This window comes from Pedobacter sp. UYP30 (assembly GCF_040547165.1).
In the GTDB taxonomy this organism is placed as follows: Bacteria; Bacteroidota; Bacteroidia; order Sphingobacteriales; family Sphingobacteriaceae; genus Pedobacter.
The window spans coordinates 173,055-189,771 of the sequence record NZ_JBEPPD010000010.1; the positions used below are offsets into that span (position 1 = coordinate 173,055).

The following is a 16,717-nucleotide window of genomic DNA, read 5'->3' on the forward strand; positions in this document are numbered from 1 at the left end:
GGATAATCCAACCGTATAATTGTATGTAACAAATCTGGTAGGTAAAACGTCATTTAAATAGATTAGTAAAGTGCAAGTTGAGCAAAAAATACTTCTAAAATTATGAAGAATTCAAGCAAGCAAGATTTAAAGCCTGTTGCCATATTCCTGTCGATAACGTTAACATTGAGTTCCATTTTCTATTTTTTGATAATTTATTCAGGAAAGATAGGTGGTGGACAAGGTCTATTTGCTACAGGTCTTATGTGGTGCCCTGGTGTTTCGGCATTGATTACGATGAAAATTTTAAACAGGAATATTTCAGAACTTGGATGGAAATGGGGGAAAACAAAATACCAAGTGTGGAGTTACCTAATTCCCATTATTTATGTTTTTATAACCTACCTCATCATTTGGTTTTTTGGCTGGGGCGGGTTTTACAATAAAGAATTTGTAAACGGCTTAACTAAATCTTTTGGATTGGGGGAAATAGGTGATGGGGCAACGATTGCATTATACGTTTTTCTGTTAGGTACTTTTGGAATGATAGGAAGTGCTGCACATACATTGGGAGAGGAAATTGGTTGGCGCGGGTTTTTAGTTCCAGAACTTTTCAAAAAATATGGGTTTACTAAAACAGCGTTGATTTCAGGCTTCATTTGGGGCGTTTGGCACCTCCCTATTTTACTTTTTGCTGATTATAATAGTGGCATTCCTTCTTGGTACGCGCTATCGTGTTTTATGGTACTAATCGTAAGTATGGGTTTTGTCTATACGTGGTTCAGGATGAAATCGGGAAGTTTGTGGACGGCCGTAATACTTCACGCGACACATAATTTATTTGTACAAGGTGTTTTTACTGCATTGACGGTAGATATGGGAAATACAGCTTACTATTTTGACGAATTTGGAATCGTAATGCCCCTAATTGCTATAGGTTTTGCCATTTATTATTCGAATAAGCGAAATGAATTAAAACCAGTGCCTATCATCATATAAAACTAATTATTAGTACAAGCTTATTCAAGAATTCCAACAAATTAAATGACATTTCAAAAACATTTAGCCGAAAAAAAAATAAACCCCCTGACATACCGTTGTCATAACACCAAATTATCTTTATTAATTAAGTTAAAAACAAACAAAAATGAATTTAGTATCAATTCGTATTATTACTGCCAATTTCGACAGATTAGTGAAATTTTACGAGCAAATCACAGGAATGACTGCTGTTAAATACACCCCAGAATGTGCTGAACTAAAAACACAAACTACAACATTAGCCATTGGAAGCACCGAAACATTACAAGTTTTTGGTGGAGATGAAGTGGCACAACCCGCCCAAAATCGTAGTGTTATCATAGAATTTAGAGTAGATGATGTAGAAAAAGACTATGAGAGATTAGAAGGATATCTTCAAAATTGCATCGTTCAAAAACCTACTACATTGCCTTGGGGCAATAAATCTCTTTTATTTCGTGATCCAGATGGCAACCTCGTAAACTTTTTCACTCCTGTTACACCAGAAGCAATCAAGAAATTTGATGGTGAAACTACCTGAAAAGGAAAACAGTAGTGTCAACGCCGTATGTAGCAAATAGGATTTTAATTCTAAAATCGAAATTTCGACAAGCCCGCCTGCCGGACGGGCAGGTTTTCAATATTGCCCAAAACTGACAAATTCAAATTAACCCTATGGAACAAGATTTTATAATTAAGGTAATTTTAAGTGTTATCGTTGGTGGAATTTGGGTCGCTTCAAGCACTGTAATCGTTGACAAATTTGGGACTAAAGTCGGTGGACTAATTGCCGGACTTCCAAGTACGGTAGTTGTAGCATTATTTTTTATAGGATTAAGCCAAGGAGTTGACAGTGTGGTAGAATCTACATCCGTTGTTCCTTTGGCATTCGCTGCGAACGGACCATTTATGTTGGTATATGCCGCGTTATCAAAAAAGGGTCTATGGCAATCAATGGGTGCGGCATTGTTGGTATGGTTTGGTATTTCTTACCTAATAATTTTCTTCAATTTTAGCAATTTTAATTGGGGTTTGGCGATTTGTATTTTGGTGCTTATTATAAGCACGATTATTTTTGAGAAAACATTTAGTGCATTTTCCATTGCTGGCCAAAAAACAGAATATAAAAAATCGCAACTTTTGATAAGAGCACTTTTTGCAGGATTGATAATTGGTGCTGCTGTCCTTGCTTCAAAATTCTTAAATCCATTATTTGGTGGTGTTTTAGCTTCTTTTCCAGCAGTATTTGTCTCAACATTGATAATTTTACACAATAGTCGAGGTGCAAAAGTTTCAATTGGATTGGCAAAATCACTATTGGTAAGTGGCTTTATAAACGTAATATCTTACATAATAGCGATTCGGTTTTTTTATGTTTCTATCGGAATTTATTGGGGAACATTAATCGGGCTTCTAATATCATTCGTTACCGCATATTTGACACATAGATTTATTTTAAAGAAACTGAAATAAATTTAACCAGGCATAATCCAAAAATAACAATGTAGAATAGAGTGGACGACCCCCCCGTTAATAGTTGACAGAGCGCACCTCTTACATCGCCGTACATATGGGTCTCGTATATAAATTCTGTCAGTCAGAACCGAGCTTTGTTGTTGGTATTTAGCTCATTATTTTGACCTTATGGCCAAAGACCTTGCAGCTTACTAATCGTTCAGGGCGTTCCTCCTGCCCATAAAGATTTAAACCCTCTTGATTAATTAACTACATTGCTGTAGTTAAAAAGATGCCAATGCTGCCCACACAAACATCGTTTATAACAAATAGCGAGGTCGCTGCTAAATTGAAAATTTTGGCAATTTTTCAATATTGTCCATAACCAATCTACTTGAATCGCTTATATTTGAAATTTAAATCCGACAAAATGTTTTTGGCTTATTTTATGACGGAAAGTTACTCGGAAATTTGACAGCAACTTGTTATATACAAACAGGTTACCAGTAATACAAAGAAACAGAACTTTTAGATACAACTATTCGCCATTTAAACATCATCTAATTTGGAAAAAAACGACCTTCTTCCAATAAAAAATATAATTATGGAAAATTGGACAATCAATAATATTCCTTCCAAAAAAGGAACATACTTACAACAAGTCTTACGCGGTAAAATCAAACAATGAAAGAAGAGACCAAAGGATATAAAGATTTTCGAATTCCGGTTCCGACATCTTTTCAGGAAATTTTCTCGCACTTTTATTATGCCGAAAATCAGTCTGACGAAATCATCACCCACACCTCAATGCCTTCGTATCAGACTATTTTGGTTTTTAATTTCAAGAACAGGGTATTACTTCATTCCTCAAAAAACACGCAGATAAAAATAGAGAAATGCCTGGTTTTTGGCCCCGTGAGGAACGCTTTTAAATATTCTATGCCGAAGAATTCAGAACTATTGGTGGTGACTTTTAAAGATGATGGATTTTATCGTTTTTTCGGTAATGCTTCCGCAGCAAAAAAAATCCCTGTAAATCCCGATGACCTTCTAGAAGAAAATTGTTTTACTTCTTTGTGGAAGGAACTTGACAAAATCAATGACGTTCAGGATCGGATAAATGTACTTCTTGAGTTTTGCAGGCCATTTTTAGATCCGCAAAATCAGATAATTGAACAGCTGAACAATTTCAGTAATGATAATGTAAGCGCGATTAAAGCGGTCGCCCAGGACAATGATCGGACTGAACGTAGTATTCAGATGAAACATAAAAAACTTTTGGGCTATTCTGAAAAAGAGATCAAACGTTACGAGCGGTTTATAAAAGCTATTGAGCTCATTCAAAAGACTGCTGCTAAAGCTTCAAAAATAGACTGGTTCGAAGTTATCGAGACCTGCGGTTATTACGACCAAAGTCAGCTGATTCACGATTTTACATATTATATCAACCTTAGCCCAACAAAATACTTAAAGTTTCAACAGGACATCTGCAATTCGAGGTATTGATTTTCGTTTTTATACAATTTTAAAAAATAATCCCACGCTACTTTTGATTACACAAAAAAGTAGAAAAATGAAACATCTAATTATTTATGCACATCCGGATCCTTCAAGTTTAAACAATCAGTTAAAAAATACCTTAATAGAGCACTTGCTCAACAATGGGGAGGAAGTTGAATTGCGGGATTTATACCAACTAAATTTCAACCCTGTACTTTCCTTGAAAGATGCGGAAGGCCAACGAAAGGGAAAAGTGGCAAATGATGTAGAAAAAGAACAGGAATTTATAAGTTGGGCCGATTCTATAACTTTCGTTTACCCGATTTGGTGGACAGGTTTACCTGCCATAATGAAAGGATACATCGATAGAGTGTTCAGCTATGGATTTGCATACCAATATCAAAACGGCATTCAACAGGGATTGTTGGCAGGAAAACAAGCCATAATCATCAATACACACGGAAAATCTAAAACGGAATATGCCGAAACAGGAATGGACGAAGCCTTATCGCTTACTTCAGATAAAGGCATTTACGCCTATTGTGGTTTAGAAATCAAGATGCATTTGTTTTTTGACAATGCTGACAGAACAACAGCCGAAATTATTGAGAAATGGAAATTGGAAATTAGAGAACCCTTCAATAAGAAAATAATGAATAATTTTGAAGTCAATGATTTGCAGAAAATTGATAAATAAAAATAATTAAAAATGGAAACTAGTAAAATTGCTTTTATAACAGGCGCCAACAGAGGACTTGGTTTAGAAATAGGAAGACAATTAGGTAAATTAAAAATCAAGGTTCTTCTTGGTGCTAGAAATGAAGAATCTGGACGTGAGGCTGCATCTCAATTAAAGACGGAAGGGATTGATGCGGAATTTATACCAATTGATGTTACTGACAATAAAAGTATAGAGAATGCCGCATCAGTGGTAAAAAGGAGGTATGGAAAGTTAGATATCCTCATAAACAATGCGGTTTTTTTCAATCGGGAAAATCAATCACCATCTATTATACCGCCCGACCTTTTGCACAATTATTTAAATACAAACTTTATCGGCCCTGTGTTGGTTTCACAGGCCTTTCTGCCACTTATTAGAGAAAGCAGCGCGGGTAGGATTGTGAATCTGTCTACTTCCATTGGCTCTCTGGCTACAATGGGCGATTCAGTAAATACTAACCCAAAAATAGCAACGGCAACACCATTGGGCTATTCATCATCCAAGGCAGCCTTAAATATGTTTACCGTTTTGTTGGCCAAAGAGTTGAAAGAAACAAATATTAAAGTAAACAGTGCAGATCCGGGCTTAACCCAAACTGATATGGGAGGTAAAGATGCAACCTATACGGTAGAAGAAGGAGCAAGGCCAGTGGTTTGGCTTGCGTGTTTAGACGAACATGGTCCAACAGGTGGTTTCTTTTCGCATAAAAAGGTAAATCCGTGGTGATAAAAATAACGTTAGGTTTTTACTCAATTAGATTAAAGTCTATTGAATAATTATCTAAAACATTACTCAATAACATCAACAATCAAAAGCAACACAAATAGAACTACACACAATATTAGGAGCCAATGGAACCATAGCTGGAGAAATTGTCACGATCTTATTGGAAAACGATAAAAAATAAATTCAAAATATGACACGAGATATCAGAGGCAAAGTAATATTAATTACAGGAGCAAGTAGCGGAATTGGAGAAGCAATAGCCCGTTCTTTGGCTAAAGAAGGAGCAAAAGTTCTGCTTGGTGCAAGAAGGGAAACTCGTTTGGAAAGCTTGGCTAAACAGATTAGAGCATCTAAGGGCGAAGTTGAATATGCTGTAACGGATGTGAGAAAACGGGACGACCTGAACAATCTTGTGGAGCTTGCATTACATAAATTTGGAAAATTAGATGTGTTGATCAACAACGCTGGGATAAGTCAACTTTCTAGAATTGATGAACTTGATGTTGAAGCTTGGGAAGACATGATCGACATTAATATTAAAGGTGTTTTATATGGAATCGCTTCGGCTATGCCCGTTTTCAAAAAACAAGGTTATGGCCATATTGTTAATATAATTTCTACCTCGGGAATAAAAATAGTACCATTACAGGGGGTTTACGCCGGAACTAAAAATGCAATTAGAACAATTAGCGAAGCGTTGCGCCAAGAATCAAACGGAAAATACCGCGTAACAGGTATTTCACCTGGTTTTGTAAAAACGGAATTTATAAGCAATTTAAAAGATCCAGAAATGCGAAAAGCCGGACAGCAAACAATGGACGAAATTGGAATTTCCCCGAATGCTGTCGCAGATGCCGTAATGTATGCCATCTCACAACCAGACAATATAAATGTTGGGGATATTGTAATTCGGCCTACCGTTCAAGGATAAGAGGGAAATATTTACAAATAGTACTTATCAAACAGCAAATAGATATTATTTGTAAATCGACCACGTATAAGGCTTCTAAATTCAGCACTACATAGAAAGCAATTATCTGGAGAAGTGTTGGATAATACCCTTAGTGGACTCACTCTTATGAAACCTACGAAAAAAACAGATGAGGGTAAACAATCTTTATAGAGCCATTCCACATTGGCCAATGCAATGGTGGGATGGCTCTAAAACCTCAAATAAAGCTGCGTTGCTAGGATGGTTAAAATCTTAGTTTACCACCTTATTTACCTTTACTTGGGCAGGTCATAGTTCACCATCCAGTTGATTCCAAATTGATCGGTCCACATGCCAAAATAAGCTCCCCAAAAAGTAACTTCCAAAGGCATGGTCACTTTTCCGCCGGCCGATAAGGCGGCGAATAATTTATCTGCTTCTTCTTTAGAATTAACCCCTAACGAAACGGAAAAATTGTTTCCTAGAGTAATATTTGGACCCATGCCGGGCATGGTATCGCTTCCCATTAAAATTGTTTCTTTACTAACAGGCAGGTTAACGTGCATAATTCTATTCTTAATCTCATCAGAAAGCGGAGGCACCCCTTCTTGAGAGGGCATCTCGCCAAATCGGTTTAAGCCACCAAATTCTCCGCCAAAAGCAGATTTATAAAAGTTAAAAGCTGCCTCGCAGTTTCCTTCAAAAGTTAAATAAGCATTTACAGTTGCCATAATTCTTTTTTTATTAACTCTAAATTTATGAAAGTTTATCCGTTTCTCAAATTCTTAATATTTCAGATTTTCATCTATATCATAGCTGATACCCTTTAAACCAAGCAATTTGCGCATTAGACCTATTTGGCCAAAAAGATAATCTTCTCTCCCGATACACATACCAATCGTGTTCAAAACATTTTCCGGTATAAAAGGAACAATCATGCCAAACGAAAAAGCCTTATCTAATTCGGCATCTGTTGCCGTTAATAATTTTTGATAAACCCTCGGCGATATAACCGCAAAATTTCTCTTTAACTCTTCTAATGTAGGGTAAGCGAGGTTTTCGTCTAATGCTCTACCTTCTTTAAATAAGTCTTCGTAAGGGTCTTTATCGGCTATGCCCAATAAGTTACCTACCCAATAACGGCAGCTTACCAAATTTCCAGTCATCCAAATTACGTGGTTGGTTTTATTGTCTATACGTTTCAAGCTGGCTTCTTCTGTAATCCCATTCAAAACGTTTCTAAAACTTTGGGAATGCATACGGTATGCCGGAATAATGATGTTCAATTGTTTTGATGTAGCTGTTTCCATATTATTATTTTATCGGTTAATAATTACTGTTCTGCAATTTGCTTTACGAGGGCCAAAGCCCTAGGGAAAATCTTCATGAAGTAATCCTCCATTTCCGATGTGACATCCAAAATCACCTGTAATTCAATCTGCTTATTATTTTCTGTTTTCAAGTGATAAATTTCTTTTGCACCCTGCCATATAGAATCGGTTTCCACACCATTTTTTATTTCCTTTTGATGGGCAAAAACCATTTGCTCGTTTTCAACCATTTTTTCAATAAGCGTGGTCATGCCTCCACCGTCTTTTCTTAAAAACTGTATGGTATTGCCTTGCTTCAGTTCACCGTTGTAATGGCTACCTTCGGTAAAAACATTTGTCCATTTACCGTAACTGGTGGGATTCCAAAGAACACTCCATATTTTTTCCCTTTTCGAGTAGATATGGATTGAAAAAGACATGGTTTTGATGTTTTTCATTTCTCGCCTATTTACTTAATCAAAGCTAGAAAGAGAAAACACAAAGCCACTTTACATAAGTCAAGAAATACTAAGAAGAAACCAAGTCTTTACGAATTCGACTCAGGGACGTATCTGCAATACCCAGATAAGATGCTATTTGCTTAAGCGGCGCTTGCTGAACTATCTGTGGTCTGTGCTCCATTAAATGCAGGTAGCGGGCAGAAGCAGATTGGGTAATCATTTCTGTAGAACGTTGTTGACTTTGGAAAAGCTGAGCAGCCATCCACTCCCGCCCCCATTCCCGCACCGACTCTAGGGTATGGTATAAATGTTGAAAATCGTTGAAATCAATCTTCCAAACTACTGCATCTGTAACAGCTTGGATATTTTGCACCGATGGAACGCGTTGAAAAAGAGAAGAGACCTCGTTAATTATCTCATGCTCACAAATAAATTGCGTGGTAATCTCGTTGCCATTATAATCATGCACGTAGAACCGCATTAAGCCAGTTTCTACAAGATAATAGGCATTGGCTGTTTTTCCCTCTTTGAGTAGATAATCTCCTTTCGTTACAATTATTTGTTTATGCAAAGAAAAAATCTCTTGCATATCGCTAGGGTTAAAAAGCGGGTGTTTGTACACGCTGTTAAAAAGGTTTGGGGTCATGAGGTTGTTTTCCAGTAAAAATACAAATTCTTAACTTGAAAAGAAAGGCCATACGTATTTGGAACATAACGCATTTTTTATAGTTTCCTAATGCACCTATTCGAAATAATTTAAGTCCAAAAAAAAGATTTTGATAAAATATTTCGAATCTTTATGTGTTTCATTTTAAATTTCATTAATTTCATTTTTTTAATCAAAGATTTCTAGAAAGATTTTATCAACTCCTGATAGAAATTTCTTAGTTAAAATAAAAGTAGAACCACTTGACCAAATAGAAATTCTATACCGCTTCTAATTTTAAATAAACTCTTAACCTCCTTAAAAGGAAGAAATTAATAACCAACCAAACAAAAACTCAATTAAATGGAAAAAGAAATACAAGTTGTAAAACAAGTAGATGCTACCTCTAACCCTGCCCCGCTTGGCTTGATGGCCTTTGGAATGACTACTGTACTTTTAAATTTTCACAACGCCGGATTTTTTGGACTCGGTTCTATGATATTGGCCATGGGTATTTTCTATGGTGGTTTGGCACAAGTTATTGCCGGAATTATGGAATGGAAAAAGGGCAACACCTTTGGAACAACAGCGTTTACATCCTACGGTTTCTTCTGGCTCACCTTGGTTGGCCTCATCGTATTGCCAAAAATGGGTGTGGCCGAAGCTCCAGATAAATTAGCAATGGTATGCTATTTAATTATGTGGGGTATTTTTACCGGTTTCTTATTTATTGGGACTTTAAAATTGAACCGGGCATTACAGGTGGTATTCTCTACTTTAACAGTGCTCTTCTTTTTACTTGCCCTTGGCGATTATACAGAAAATACTACCATAAAACACATTGCAGGTTACGAAGGTATTATCTGTGGATTTTCTGCCATTTATGCAGCTTTGGCCCAAGTTATAAACGAGGTGTATGGAAAAACGGTACTTCCTCTGTAGCTAACAAGGATCTGGTCTATCTTTTAGATGAGCGTTTGTCTTGCAATTATATGCACCACTGCCGCGCGCAATGTGGCGGTGATGTGGTGGTGCATTTTTAGATAACCCGTTAAAAACCCTAATCTATTCTTTTGTAGCATTTGTACCTCCTGCATAGGCATTCCACTTTGCACGATCACATTAGCGCCCTTTCGTGGCCTCTTAGCTGTTGTAGTTAACGTTGATGCGCATGTAGATGGGCGCATTTCCTGACTGGTAATTTTTTGGCTTCTTCATGCAGAAACGCAAACTGAAGTTGGTTTTCATAATGTTGATGTAAAAAGTGAAACAAAATTAAGCTTGCAACCAATAGTAGTCAAGATGTTCAGCATTGGAAATAGCTGATAAACAGCCTGATACATAAAATTTAGTACGTAGGAATCTGCCTGAAACTTACGTGCCGAATCACTCACTTTTTTATGCGGGAATCGATGTATAAATATGGGTTTGAATTAAAATAAAAAAGCCTACAATCATTTAATTTGTAGGCTTTTAATTTTTTTTAGTACTGAAACTGGCGGAGGAAGAGGGATTCGAACCCTCGGTACCGTTGCCAGTACGACAGTTTAGCAAACTGTTCCTTTCGGCCACTCAGGCATCCCTCCGTTTTTTAAAAAAATTGCCTTTAAGTTTGTATTAACGTACCCCCTTTCGGCGGCACAAATATAGCAAAACAAGCTATTCTACAAAAAAAAATCGTTACACTTCTTGGTAATCTATCCTAACATGATAAATACTCATTAGCATAGTCTTGAATATCAATTTGATAGTCTCAATATCTTTTAATGTTAAATCGCAATTATCTAACTGCTTTTGCTCCAGTTTGTAATCGATAATGCGTTCTACCAGTTCATTTATCTTCGGCGCATCGGGACTTTTCAAACTTCTAGACGCAGCTTCTACAGAATCTGCCAACATTAACACACCCGTTTCTTTACTAAAAGGGATTGGGCCAGGGTAGCGAAAAATGTTCTCATCGACAAATTTCTCTGGCGAATTTTTTAAAAAGGATTGATAAAAATAATCTACCCGAGTATTTCCGTGGTGCGTGCGGATGAAATCTATAATTACCTCAGGAATTTGGTTCTTTCTTAAAATCTCTATTCCCTTATGTACATGCTGGATAATGATCTGTGCACTTTGCTCATACGGCAATTTATCGTGCGGATTAGCACCAGTATTTTGGTTTTCTATAAAATACTGCGGATTATCAACCTTACCTATATCATGGTACAAAGCCCCCGCCCTAACCAACACAGAATTACCGCCGATTTTAAAGATGGCAGCTTCTGCCAAGTTAGCTACCTGCAACGAGTGTTGAAAAGTGCCTGGTGCCTTGAAGCCAAGTTCTCTAAGCAGCTTGGTGTTGGTGTTTGTCAATTCTATTAAAGATACATCAGATGTTATTCCAAATATACGTTCGAACACATAAATTAATGGATATGCCAACAGGGATAACAACACACTAAAAATAAATGGCACGAAATTAATCCATTCGATTTCTTTGAACGAACCTTCTCTTAGTAGGGCAATTCCTAAAAACGAAACAAAATAAGACAATAAAATATATACTGCAGATATTAAAAAGCGCTCTCGTTGGGCAAAATTCTTAATGCTAAAAATTGCAACCATTCCGGCCGTAACCTGATAAAAAACAAACTCGAAACTATTTGCAACGAAAAAGCCAGCAATTAAAATAACCAATAAGTGCAGGTAAAGTGATAAACGGGTATCAAAGAGAATTCTAATAATAATAGGCACAATACAAAACGGAATGTAGTAAATGCTTACAATATTTAGCCGTAATGCCCAAGTAAGCAAAAGCAACATCACGGTAATAATCATCAAAATGAGCGAAAGCTGCCTGTTATCAGAAAAAATATCTCTCCTAAAAAGGTAAAGAAATGAAATGAGTATGCTTAATATGAAGGTAACCAGTAGAATTTGCCCAGCATAAACTAGCGTAGGGCTGCCCACAATTTTTGTCTGTGCATCATAAGCTTCTTTATACGAACTAAGTTTCTGAAAAATTTCCTCATCTATTACGTCGTTTTTGCCTACAATAAGTTCTCCTTTTTGAACCATGCCTTTCGTGGTAGAAACATTCTTTATCGTATTGTCTAGCACCACTTGCATTAAACATTCGTTGAAAGTAATGTTGGCCGTTAAGTGATCTTCGGCCAAGTTGGTCATCAAATCTGCAATAACTTGATTATTTGTTTTAAAACTTTTTTTAAAATAATTTAGGGCAGTTTCTGGGGTAAACACATCTTGACTACTTTTTTGCTTTTGTACATTATCTTCCAACAAGGAGAAATCGTAACTTTTACCCCCTTTTTGGTGCTTGGCACTTAACGCAATAATGCCTTTAGTATAAATGTTTTTTAGAAGCCTGTAACCTTCCGTTCTATAAGTTGTCTTGTTTTTATCGCCCAGTTCGGCACTTTGCCATTTAACATCAAATTCGTTCAAAAACCCATCTAACGCTTCGTCCGAGACACCTTTATCGTATTGATAAATTGGCAAAATATCTTTTAAAGCATTTTTTTTGTCGCTTTTTACCTGTGGAGTTGTCTTTAATATGGCAAAACTAAATGGAGCAACAAGGTCTTTGTTCATCCATACATTTCCCTTTTCAAATTCGTACCTAAAACGGGGTTGTTTTGGTAAAAAAAGCGTAACGATAAATATCGTCAGCACCATCAGCACGTATTTAACGCTCGAGGAGTATTTGCGATATAAAATCTTTTCTGTATGTTTTCTAATCTTGGCCAAAGCAACGAAATTATAAGATTCAAAAATAACAAAATTAAACTACATCCAATTTTTGCCTCCTATTTCAACAACTTAGCACATCAAAATGGCCAATACGAAAGGTTGTTTGTAAAAATACCACCATGTATTTACACAAATATGCGTTTTTACCACAACAGCGCTATATTAAATTAGTTAACTTAGCAACAAACCAAATTTGCATTAATTTTAATTTTCATGAAAGATATTGTGATTGTTTCTTCCGTTAGAACGCCTATTGGAAGTTTCGGAGGTTCTCTAGCTTCGTTTTCTGCTACACAACTTGGTGGTTTTGCCATAAAAGCCGCCGTAGAAAAGGCGGGTTTAACGGCCAATCAAATTCAGGAAGTGTTTATGGGTAATGTGCTGTCTGCAAATTTAGGCCAGGCGCCCGCAACGCAAGCCGCAAAATATGCGGGCTTACCAGATTTGCCGGCCACCACTATAAATAAAGTTTGCGCCAGCGGAACTAAAGCCATTATGTTGGCAGCACAAAGTATTGCCAATGGCGATAATGAAATTGTTGTTGCTGGCGGAATGGAAAGCATGAGTAATGTGCCCTATTATTTAGATAAAGCCAGAACGGGGTATAAACTTGGCAATGGCCAAATTACCGATGGGCTGATAAAAGACGGCCTTTGGGATGTATATAACGATTACCACATGGGCAGCGCAGCAGAACTTTGTGCAACAGATTGCCAGATTAGCCGCGAGGAGCAAGATTGCTTTGCGATAGAAAGTTACAAACGTGCCCAAAAAGCCCAAGCCGACGGTAAATTTGCCGATGAAATTGTGCCTGTTAGCTTCACGGATAGAAAAGGTGTGACCATTACCGTTGATAAAGACGATGAGCCAAGCGCGGTAAAATTCGAAAAAATTCCGAGTTTAAAACCAGTGTTTAAAAAAGATGGTACAGTAACCGCAGCAAATGCATCAACCTTGAATGATGGCGCGGCCGCTTTGGTAATTATGAGCGCAGAAAAAGCAAAGGAACTGGGCCTAAAACCAATCGCTAAAATTTTGGCTTTCGCCGATGCACAGCAGGCACCAGAATGGTTTACTACCGCGCCATCTAAAGCCATTCCGTTGGCATTGCAAAAAGCTAATTTAACCAAAGAACAAGTAGATTATTACGAAATTAACGAAGCTTTTGCGGTAGTTTCTTTAGCCAACAACCAAAAATTAGGTTTAAATGAAGGAAGTGTAAATGTAAACGGTGGCGCTGTTGCCTTGGGCCACCCGCTTGGTGCCTCTGGTGCGCGCATTGTGGTTACCTTACTTTCTGTATTGAAACAAAACGACGGAAAAATTGGCGTAGCTGGAATTTGCAATGGCGGCGGCGGGGCGAGTGCGATTGTAGTGGAGACGGTGGGATAATAGAGTTCATGAGATTCTGTTTCGTGAATTAACAAAAATCAACCTAAGTGAGCCAAAAGCGGATGTTGCTGGGAAATTATGGTACATATTTTAGTAAGCTACATTATGATAAACTCTAAAACCCGATGACAGAAGAACCAACCGAATATGATTATTTCAAGAACAAAAGGACAGATAAAGTCTATCTGAGCAAGGCTTTAGACGCTAAATTTCTTTTTAAGAACGAAAATGATGAAATAGAGGAAATAATTAGGTCATTTCGCATTGTTTCTAAAATTATCGAGAATAATGAGGACCACCAATTCATTAAGGAAGGAAAACAAGTTTCATTACGAATTACTGCTGGCGGCAGACAAGAAATTAAGGCCAAATTTTATGAAGACACCAGAGGTATCACTACTTTAACAATTCAGAAATTTACTACTGACACAGGAGCTCCCCACAATACTTACTTTACATTTCAAGGAGACGAAATACTAACCCTTTTCAATTTTATTAGAAATATTGGATTGTTGCCAATTACGAAAAAATCAAGTGAAAAATTTGAAGATAGCTTTTTAGAAGAAATCATTCTGACGAAAGAACAAGCTGTTGAATTGATTTCAAAAAACCCAGAATTGGTTAAAGAAATTATAAGAAATAACATCACTACTGATGATATTCAAAATTTAGCATACAGAAAGCAACAATTAGAAAAATTTAAAAAGCTATTAGAAGATGAGAATTACTTTAATTTCGTTAAAAATAGTTTTAAGAAAAAAATTGGTGACGAATATGTATGGCAGGACTTCTTTGAAAATAATACATGGATCTTTGGATATGGACTAAACTTTGTTTTTAATTCACCGCTCCAAGACAAACGATTGGAGCAAGTCGTAACTGGTTTTGACTTCAATAATTCCGGTAAGAGAATAGACGCGTTAATGAAAACGAGAGGTTTAATAAATTCATTTTGTTTTGGGGAAATTAAGACTCATAAGAAAGACTTATTAAGACAGATAAGTAATCCTTATCGTGGTGAATGCTGGGCAATTTCTGATGAATTAGCTGGAGCAATTGCACAAACACAAAAATCAGTACAAAAGTCAATAAAGGAATTAAGTACAAAAGTTGATATTAAAGACAAGAGCGGCAATTTAACAGGAGAGCAAATTTTTATTTATCAACCAAAATCTTTTGTAGTAATCGGACATTTAAAGGAATTTAAAACAGAGAATGGTGTGAACGAAGATAAGTTTAGTTCATTTGAGCTATTTCGTCAAAATCAGACAAACCCTGAAATTTTAACGTTTGATGAACTTTATGAGAGAGCAAAATTTATTGTGAAAAGTGATGAAGAGAAAACCACAAATATATAATGAAATTGACTGAAAGAATCATAGATAAAATGGCAACACCATAAAAAAAGGACAAAAGGGATCCAGGTGAGGATTATGTAAATCAACTAACCTTTAAATCTTACCTGAAATATTGGTTTACACAAACCCAAAGAATATTGACGGAGACGGGAAAGAAATTTGTGATTTACTAATTTCATTTCGTGACATCTTAATAATCATATCAGTAAAAAACCATAATTATGATGGAGATTATGATAAATATAAACGTAACGCGGTTTTTACGATATTAACGAACAAATATTAAATTATTATGGCAGAAGATAAAGACTCGAACGACAATATTAGAAATAGTACGCAGAAACTAACGGATTTACAAAAGCGCGCATTACTTCTGAAATTACATGCCCAGAGTGAAAGAAAGAAAGCACAATTAAATATCGCTGAACAAAAACAGCAAGAATTTAATGCATCATCAGCAAATATTCAACACGTATTTTTAAAGCTTAATAAATTAGATTTTAAACAAACATTAAGTATCGCAGGAACCGAATTATTAAAAGAAATCGAAGCGTATTTGAAATTAGATTTAAAAAATATAGAACTCAAATATTCCGAAGACGAACATAAATTTTCGAAAACAGTTATCTATTATTTTAACCAAGAAAAAGGTTTCTTGAAAAAAACGTTTTCGTTCCTAATTTCTAAAGTTGAATTGTATAACACAAAATTGCTAAATAATATTAGGTTTTTAATTGAACAAAAAGAGAATGTGATTAAATCCTTATACGAACATGATATTCGTATTGTTGAAGAATATATGGTTTATGCTGAAGACATGATGAAGTCTGGTGAATTTTTCTTTTACAAAAAAGCGTATGAAGACGTATTCTGGACTAAAAAGGAATTTCCAAAAAATATGTTTAATTATTTATGCTTTAGAATAAGAACTAATCCAAAAGGTTTAACGGAGCATCACGTCGAATTTATGAAAGGTCATTTTACTTTTCACACTCTTGGAATGGACGATTATGAAAAGGTTATAAAAATAAATCAATACTTTTCTAAAACCAATGACCCTTTTTCGCCTGATATACCATCAAGATATGAAGATGTACGGCCTGAAATTAGAATGCTATTACCGATGGTTTTATCTAGTGAGAAATTATTCTTAAGAATAGTTAAAGACGCTAGATTAAAATATTCTTAATCAAAATATAACATACTAATGCTTTTAAAATTTAAATTGCAACACAAACTGTTTACATAAAAAATACCTTTTTCCTTCTAATAGAATAGCCTAATAAGTAATTAGAATAAAATAATGTCGTATTTTGTTGTTTTGACAATTTAAATTCAGTATATTTATCTCATTATGAGGTATATAACACTTAAACCGGAAGAGATTGAGGTATTGGAAAACTTCCACAGAAACAGCCCCAATGGCACTGTTAGAAAACGCAGTCAATGCCTTCTCCTG

The 16,717-nt window shown here is 36.0% G+C and carries 16 protein-coding genes and 1 tRNA gene; 11 read left to right on the top strand and 6 right to left on the bottom strand.

Annotation, left to right across the window (positions count from 1 at the left end):
* Positions 1-102: 102 nt before the first annotated feature.
* The 7 genes from ABIB40_RS12885 to ABIB40_RS12915 all read left to right on the top strand — a co-directional run bounded on the left by ABIB40_RS12885 (position 103) and on the right by ABIB40_RS12915 (position 6,332).
* Positions 103-978, top strand: a complete 876-nt coding sequence (locus ABIB40_RS12885) for a CPBP family intramembrane glutamic endopeptidase (protein ID WP_354359686.1) — start codon at positions 103-105, stop codon at positions 976-978.
* 148 nt (positions 979-1,126) lie between these two features.
* Positions 1,127-1,540, top strand: coding sequence for a VOC family protein (locus ABIB40_RS12890; RefSeq protein WP_354359688.1), 414 nt, complete (start codon positions 1,127-1,129; stop codon positions 1,538-1,540).
* Positions 1,541-1,674: 134 nt separating this feature from the next.
* Positions 1,675-2,472 (top strand): DUF3147 family protein, encoded by a 798-nt coding sequence (locus ABIB40_RS12895; protein WP_354359690.1) that lies wholly within the window; start codon positions 1,675-1,677, stop codon positions 2,470-2,472.
* A gap of 666 nt (positions 2,473-3,138) precedes the next feature.
* A complete protein-coding gene (locus tag ABIB40_RS12900; protein ID WP_354359692.1) occupies positions 3,139-3,960 on the top strand; it encodes a DUF6597 domain-containing transcriptional factor in 822 nt (273 codons plus the stop codon).
* Between the two features lie 67 nt (positions 3,961-4,027).
* A complete protein-coding gene (locus tag ABIB40_RS12905) occupies positions 4,028-4,651 on the top strand; it encodes an NAD(P)H-dependent oxidoreductase (protein ID WP_354359694.1) in 624 nt (207 codons plus the stop codon).
* Positions 4,652-4,663: 12 nt separating this feature from the next.
* The gene (locus ABIB40_RS12910; protein WP_354359696.1) at positions 4,664-5,401 is read left to right on the top strand and encodes an SDR family oxidoreductase; all 738 of its coding nucleotides are present in this window, start codon (positions 4,664-4,666) and stop codon (positions 5,399-5,401) included.
* 190 nt (positions 5,402-5,591) lie between these two features.
* A complete protein-coding gene (locus ABIB40_RS12915) occupies positions 5,592-6,332 on the top strand; it encodes an SDR family oxidoreductase (RefSeq protein WP_354359698.1) in 741 nt (246 codons plus the stop codon).
* 296 nt (positions 6,333-6,628) lie between these two features.
* On the opposite strand, the gene ABIB40_RS12920 is transcribed toward ABIB40_RS12915, so the two are convergent.
* The 4 genes from ABIB40_RS12920 to ABIB40_RS12935 form a co-directional block, all read right to left on the bottom strand.
* Positions 6,629-7,063 carry a VOC family protein gene (locus ABIB40_RS12920; protein ID WP_354359700.1) on the bottom strand — a complete coding sequence of 145 codons (435 nt, stop codon included), beginning with the start codon at positions 7,061-7,063 and terminating at the stop codon, positions 6,629-6,631.
* 54 nt (positions 7,064-7,117) lie between these two features.
* Positions 7,118-7,642, bottom strand: coding sequence for a DinB family protein (locus ABIB40_RS12925; protein ID WP_354359702.1), 525 nt, complete (start codon positions 7,640-7,642; stop codon positions 7,118-7,120).
* A 23-nt stretch (positions 7,643-7,665) separates the two neighbouring features.
* Complete coding sequence (locus ABIB40_RS12930) at positions 7,666-8,100, bottom strand: hypothetical protein (protein WP_354359704.1); 435 nt, start codon at positions 8,098-8,100, stop codon at positions 7,666-7,668.
* Between the two features lie 70 nt (positions 8,101-8,170).
* Positions 8,171-8,692: a Crp/Fnr family transcriptional regulator gene (locus tag ABIB40_RS12935; RefSeq protein WP_354359706.1), complete on the bottom strand. Its 522-nt coding sequence runs from the start codon at positions 8,690-8,692 to the stop codon at positions 8,171-8,173.
* A gap of 420 nt (positions 8,693-9,112) precedes the next feature.
* Here ABIB40_RS12935 and ABIB40_RS12940 point away from each other — a divergent pair, with 420 nt between their 5' ends.
* Positions 9,113-9,691 (top strand): acetate uptake transporter, encoded by a 579-nt coding sequence (locus ABIB40_RS12940; protein ID WP_354359708.1) that lies wholly within the window; start codon positions 9,113-9,115, stop codon positions 9,689-9,691.
* A gap of 554 nt (positions 9,692-10,245) precedes the next feature.
* Here ABIB40_RS12940 and ABIB40_RS12945 read toward each other — a convergent pair.
* Together ABIB40_RS12945 and ABIB40_RS12950 are read right to left on the bottom strand one after the other, a co-directional pair.
* Positions 10,246-10,335: transfer RNA gene (locus tag ABIB40_RS12945), tRNA-Ser, on the bottom strand.
* A gap of 94 nt (positions 10,336-10,429) precedes the next feature.
* Entirely contained in the window at positions 10,430-12,433 is a 2,004-nt protein-coding gene (locus tag ABIB40_RS12950; RefSeq protein WP_354359710.1) for an HD family phosphohydrolase, read from the bottom strand.
* Positions 12,434-12,721: 288 nt separating this feature from the next.
* On the opposite strand from ABIB40_RS12950, the gene ABIB40_RS12955 reads away from it, so the two are divergent.
* From ABIB40_RS12955 to ABIB40_RS12965, 3 genes are all read left to right on the top strand, one after another.
* On the top strand, positions 12,722-13,900 hold the full coding sequence (locus ABIB40_RS12955; RefSeq protein WP_354359712.1) for an acetyl-CoA C-acyltransferase: 1,179 nt from the start codon (positions 12,722-12,724) through the stop codon (positions 13,898-13,900).
* A gap of 125 nt (positions 13,901-14,025) precedes the next feature.
* Positions 14,026-15,258 (top strand): Shedu immune nuclease family protein, encoded by a 1,233-nt coding sequence (locus ABIB40_RS12960; RefSeq protein ID WP_354359714.1) that lies wholly within the window; start codon positions 14,026-14,028, stop codon positions 15,256-15,258.
* 292 nt (positions 15,259-15,550) lie between these two features.
* Complete coding sequence (locus ABIB40_RS12965; protein ID WP_354359716.1) at positions 15,551-16,447, top strand: hypothetical protein; 897 nt, start codon at positions 15,551-15,553, stop codon at positions 16,445-16,447.
* The last annotated feature ends 270 nt before the right edge of the window (positions 16,448-16,717 follow it).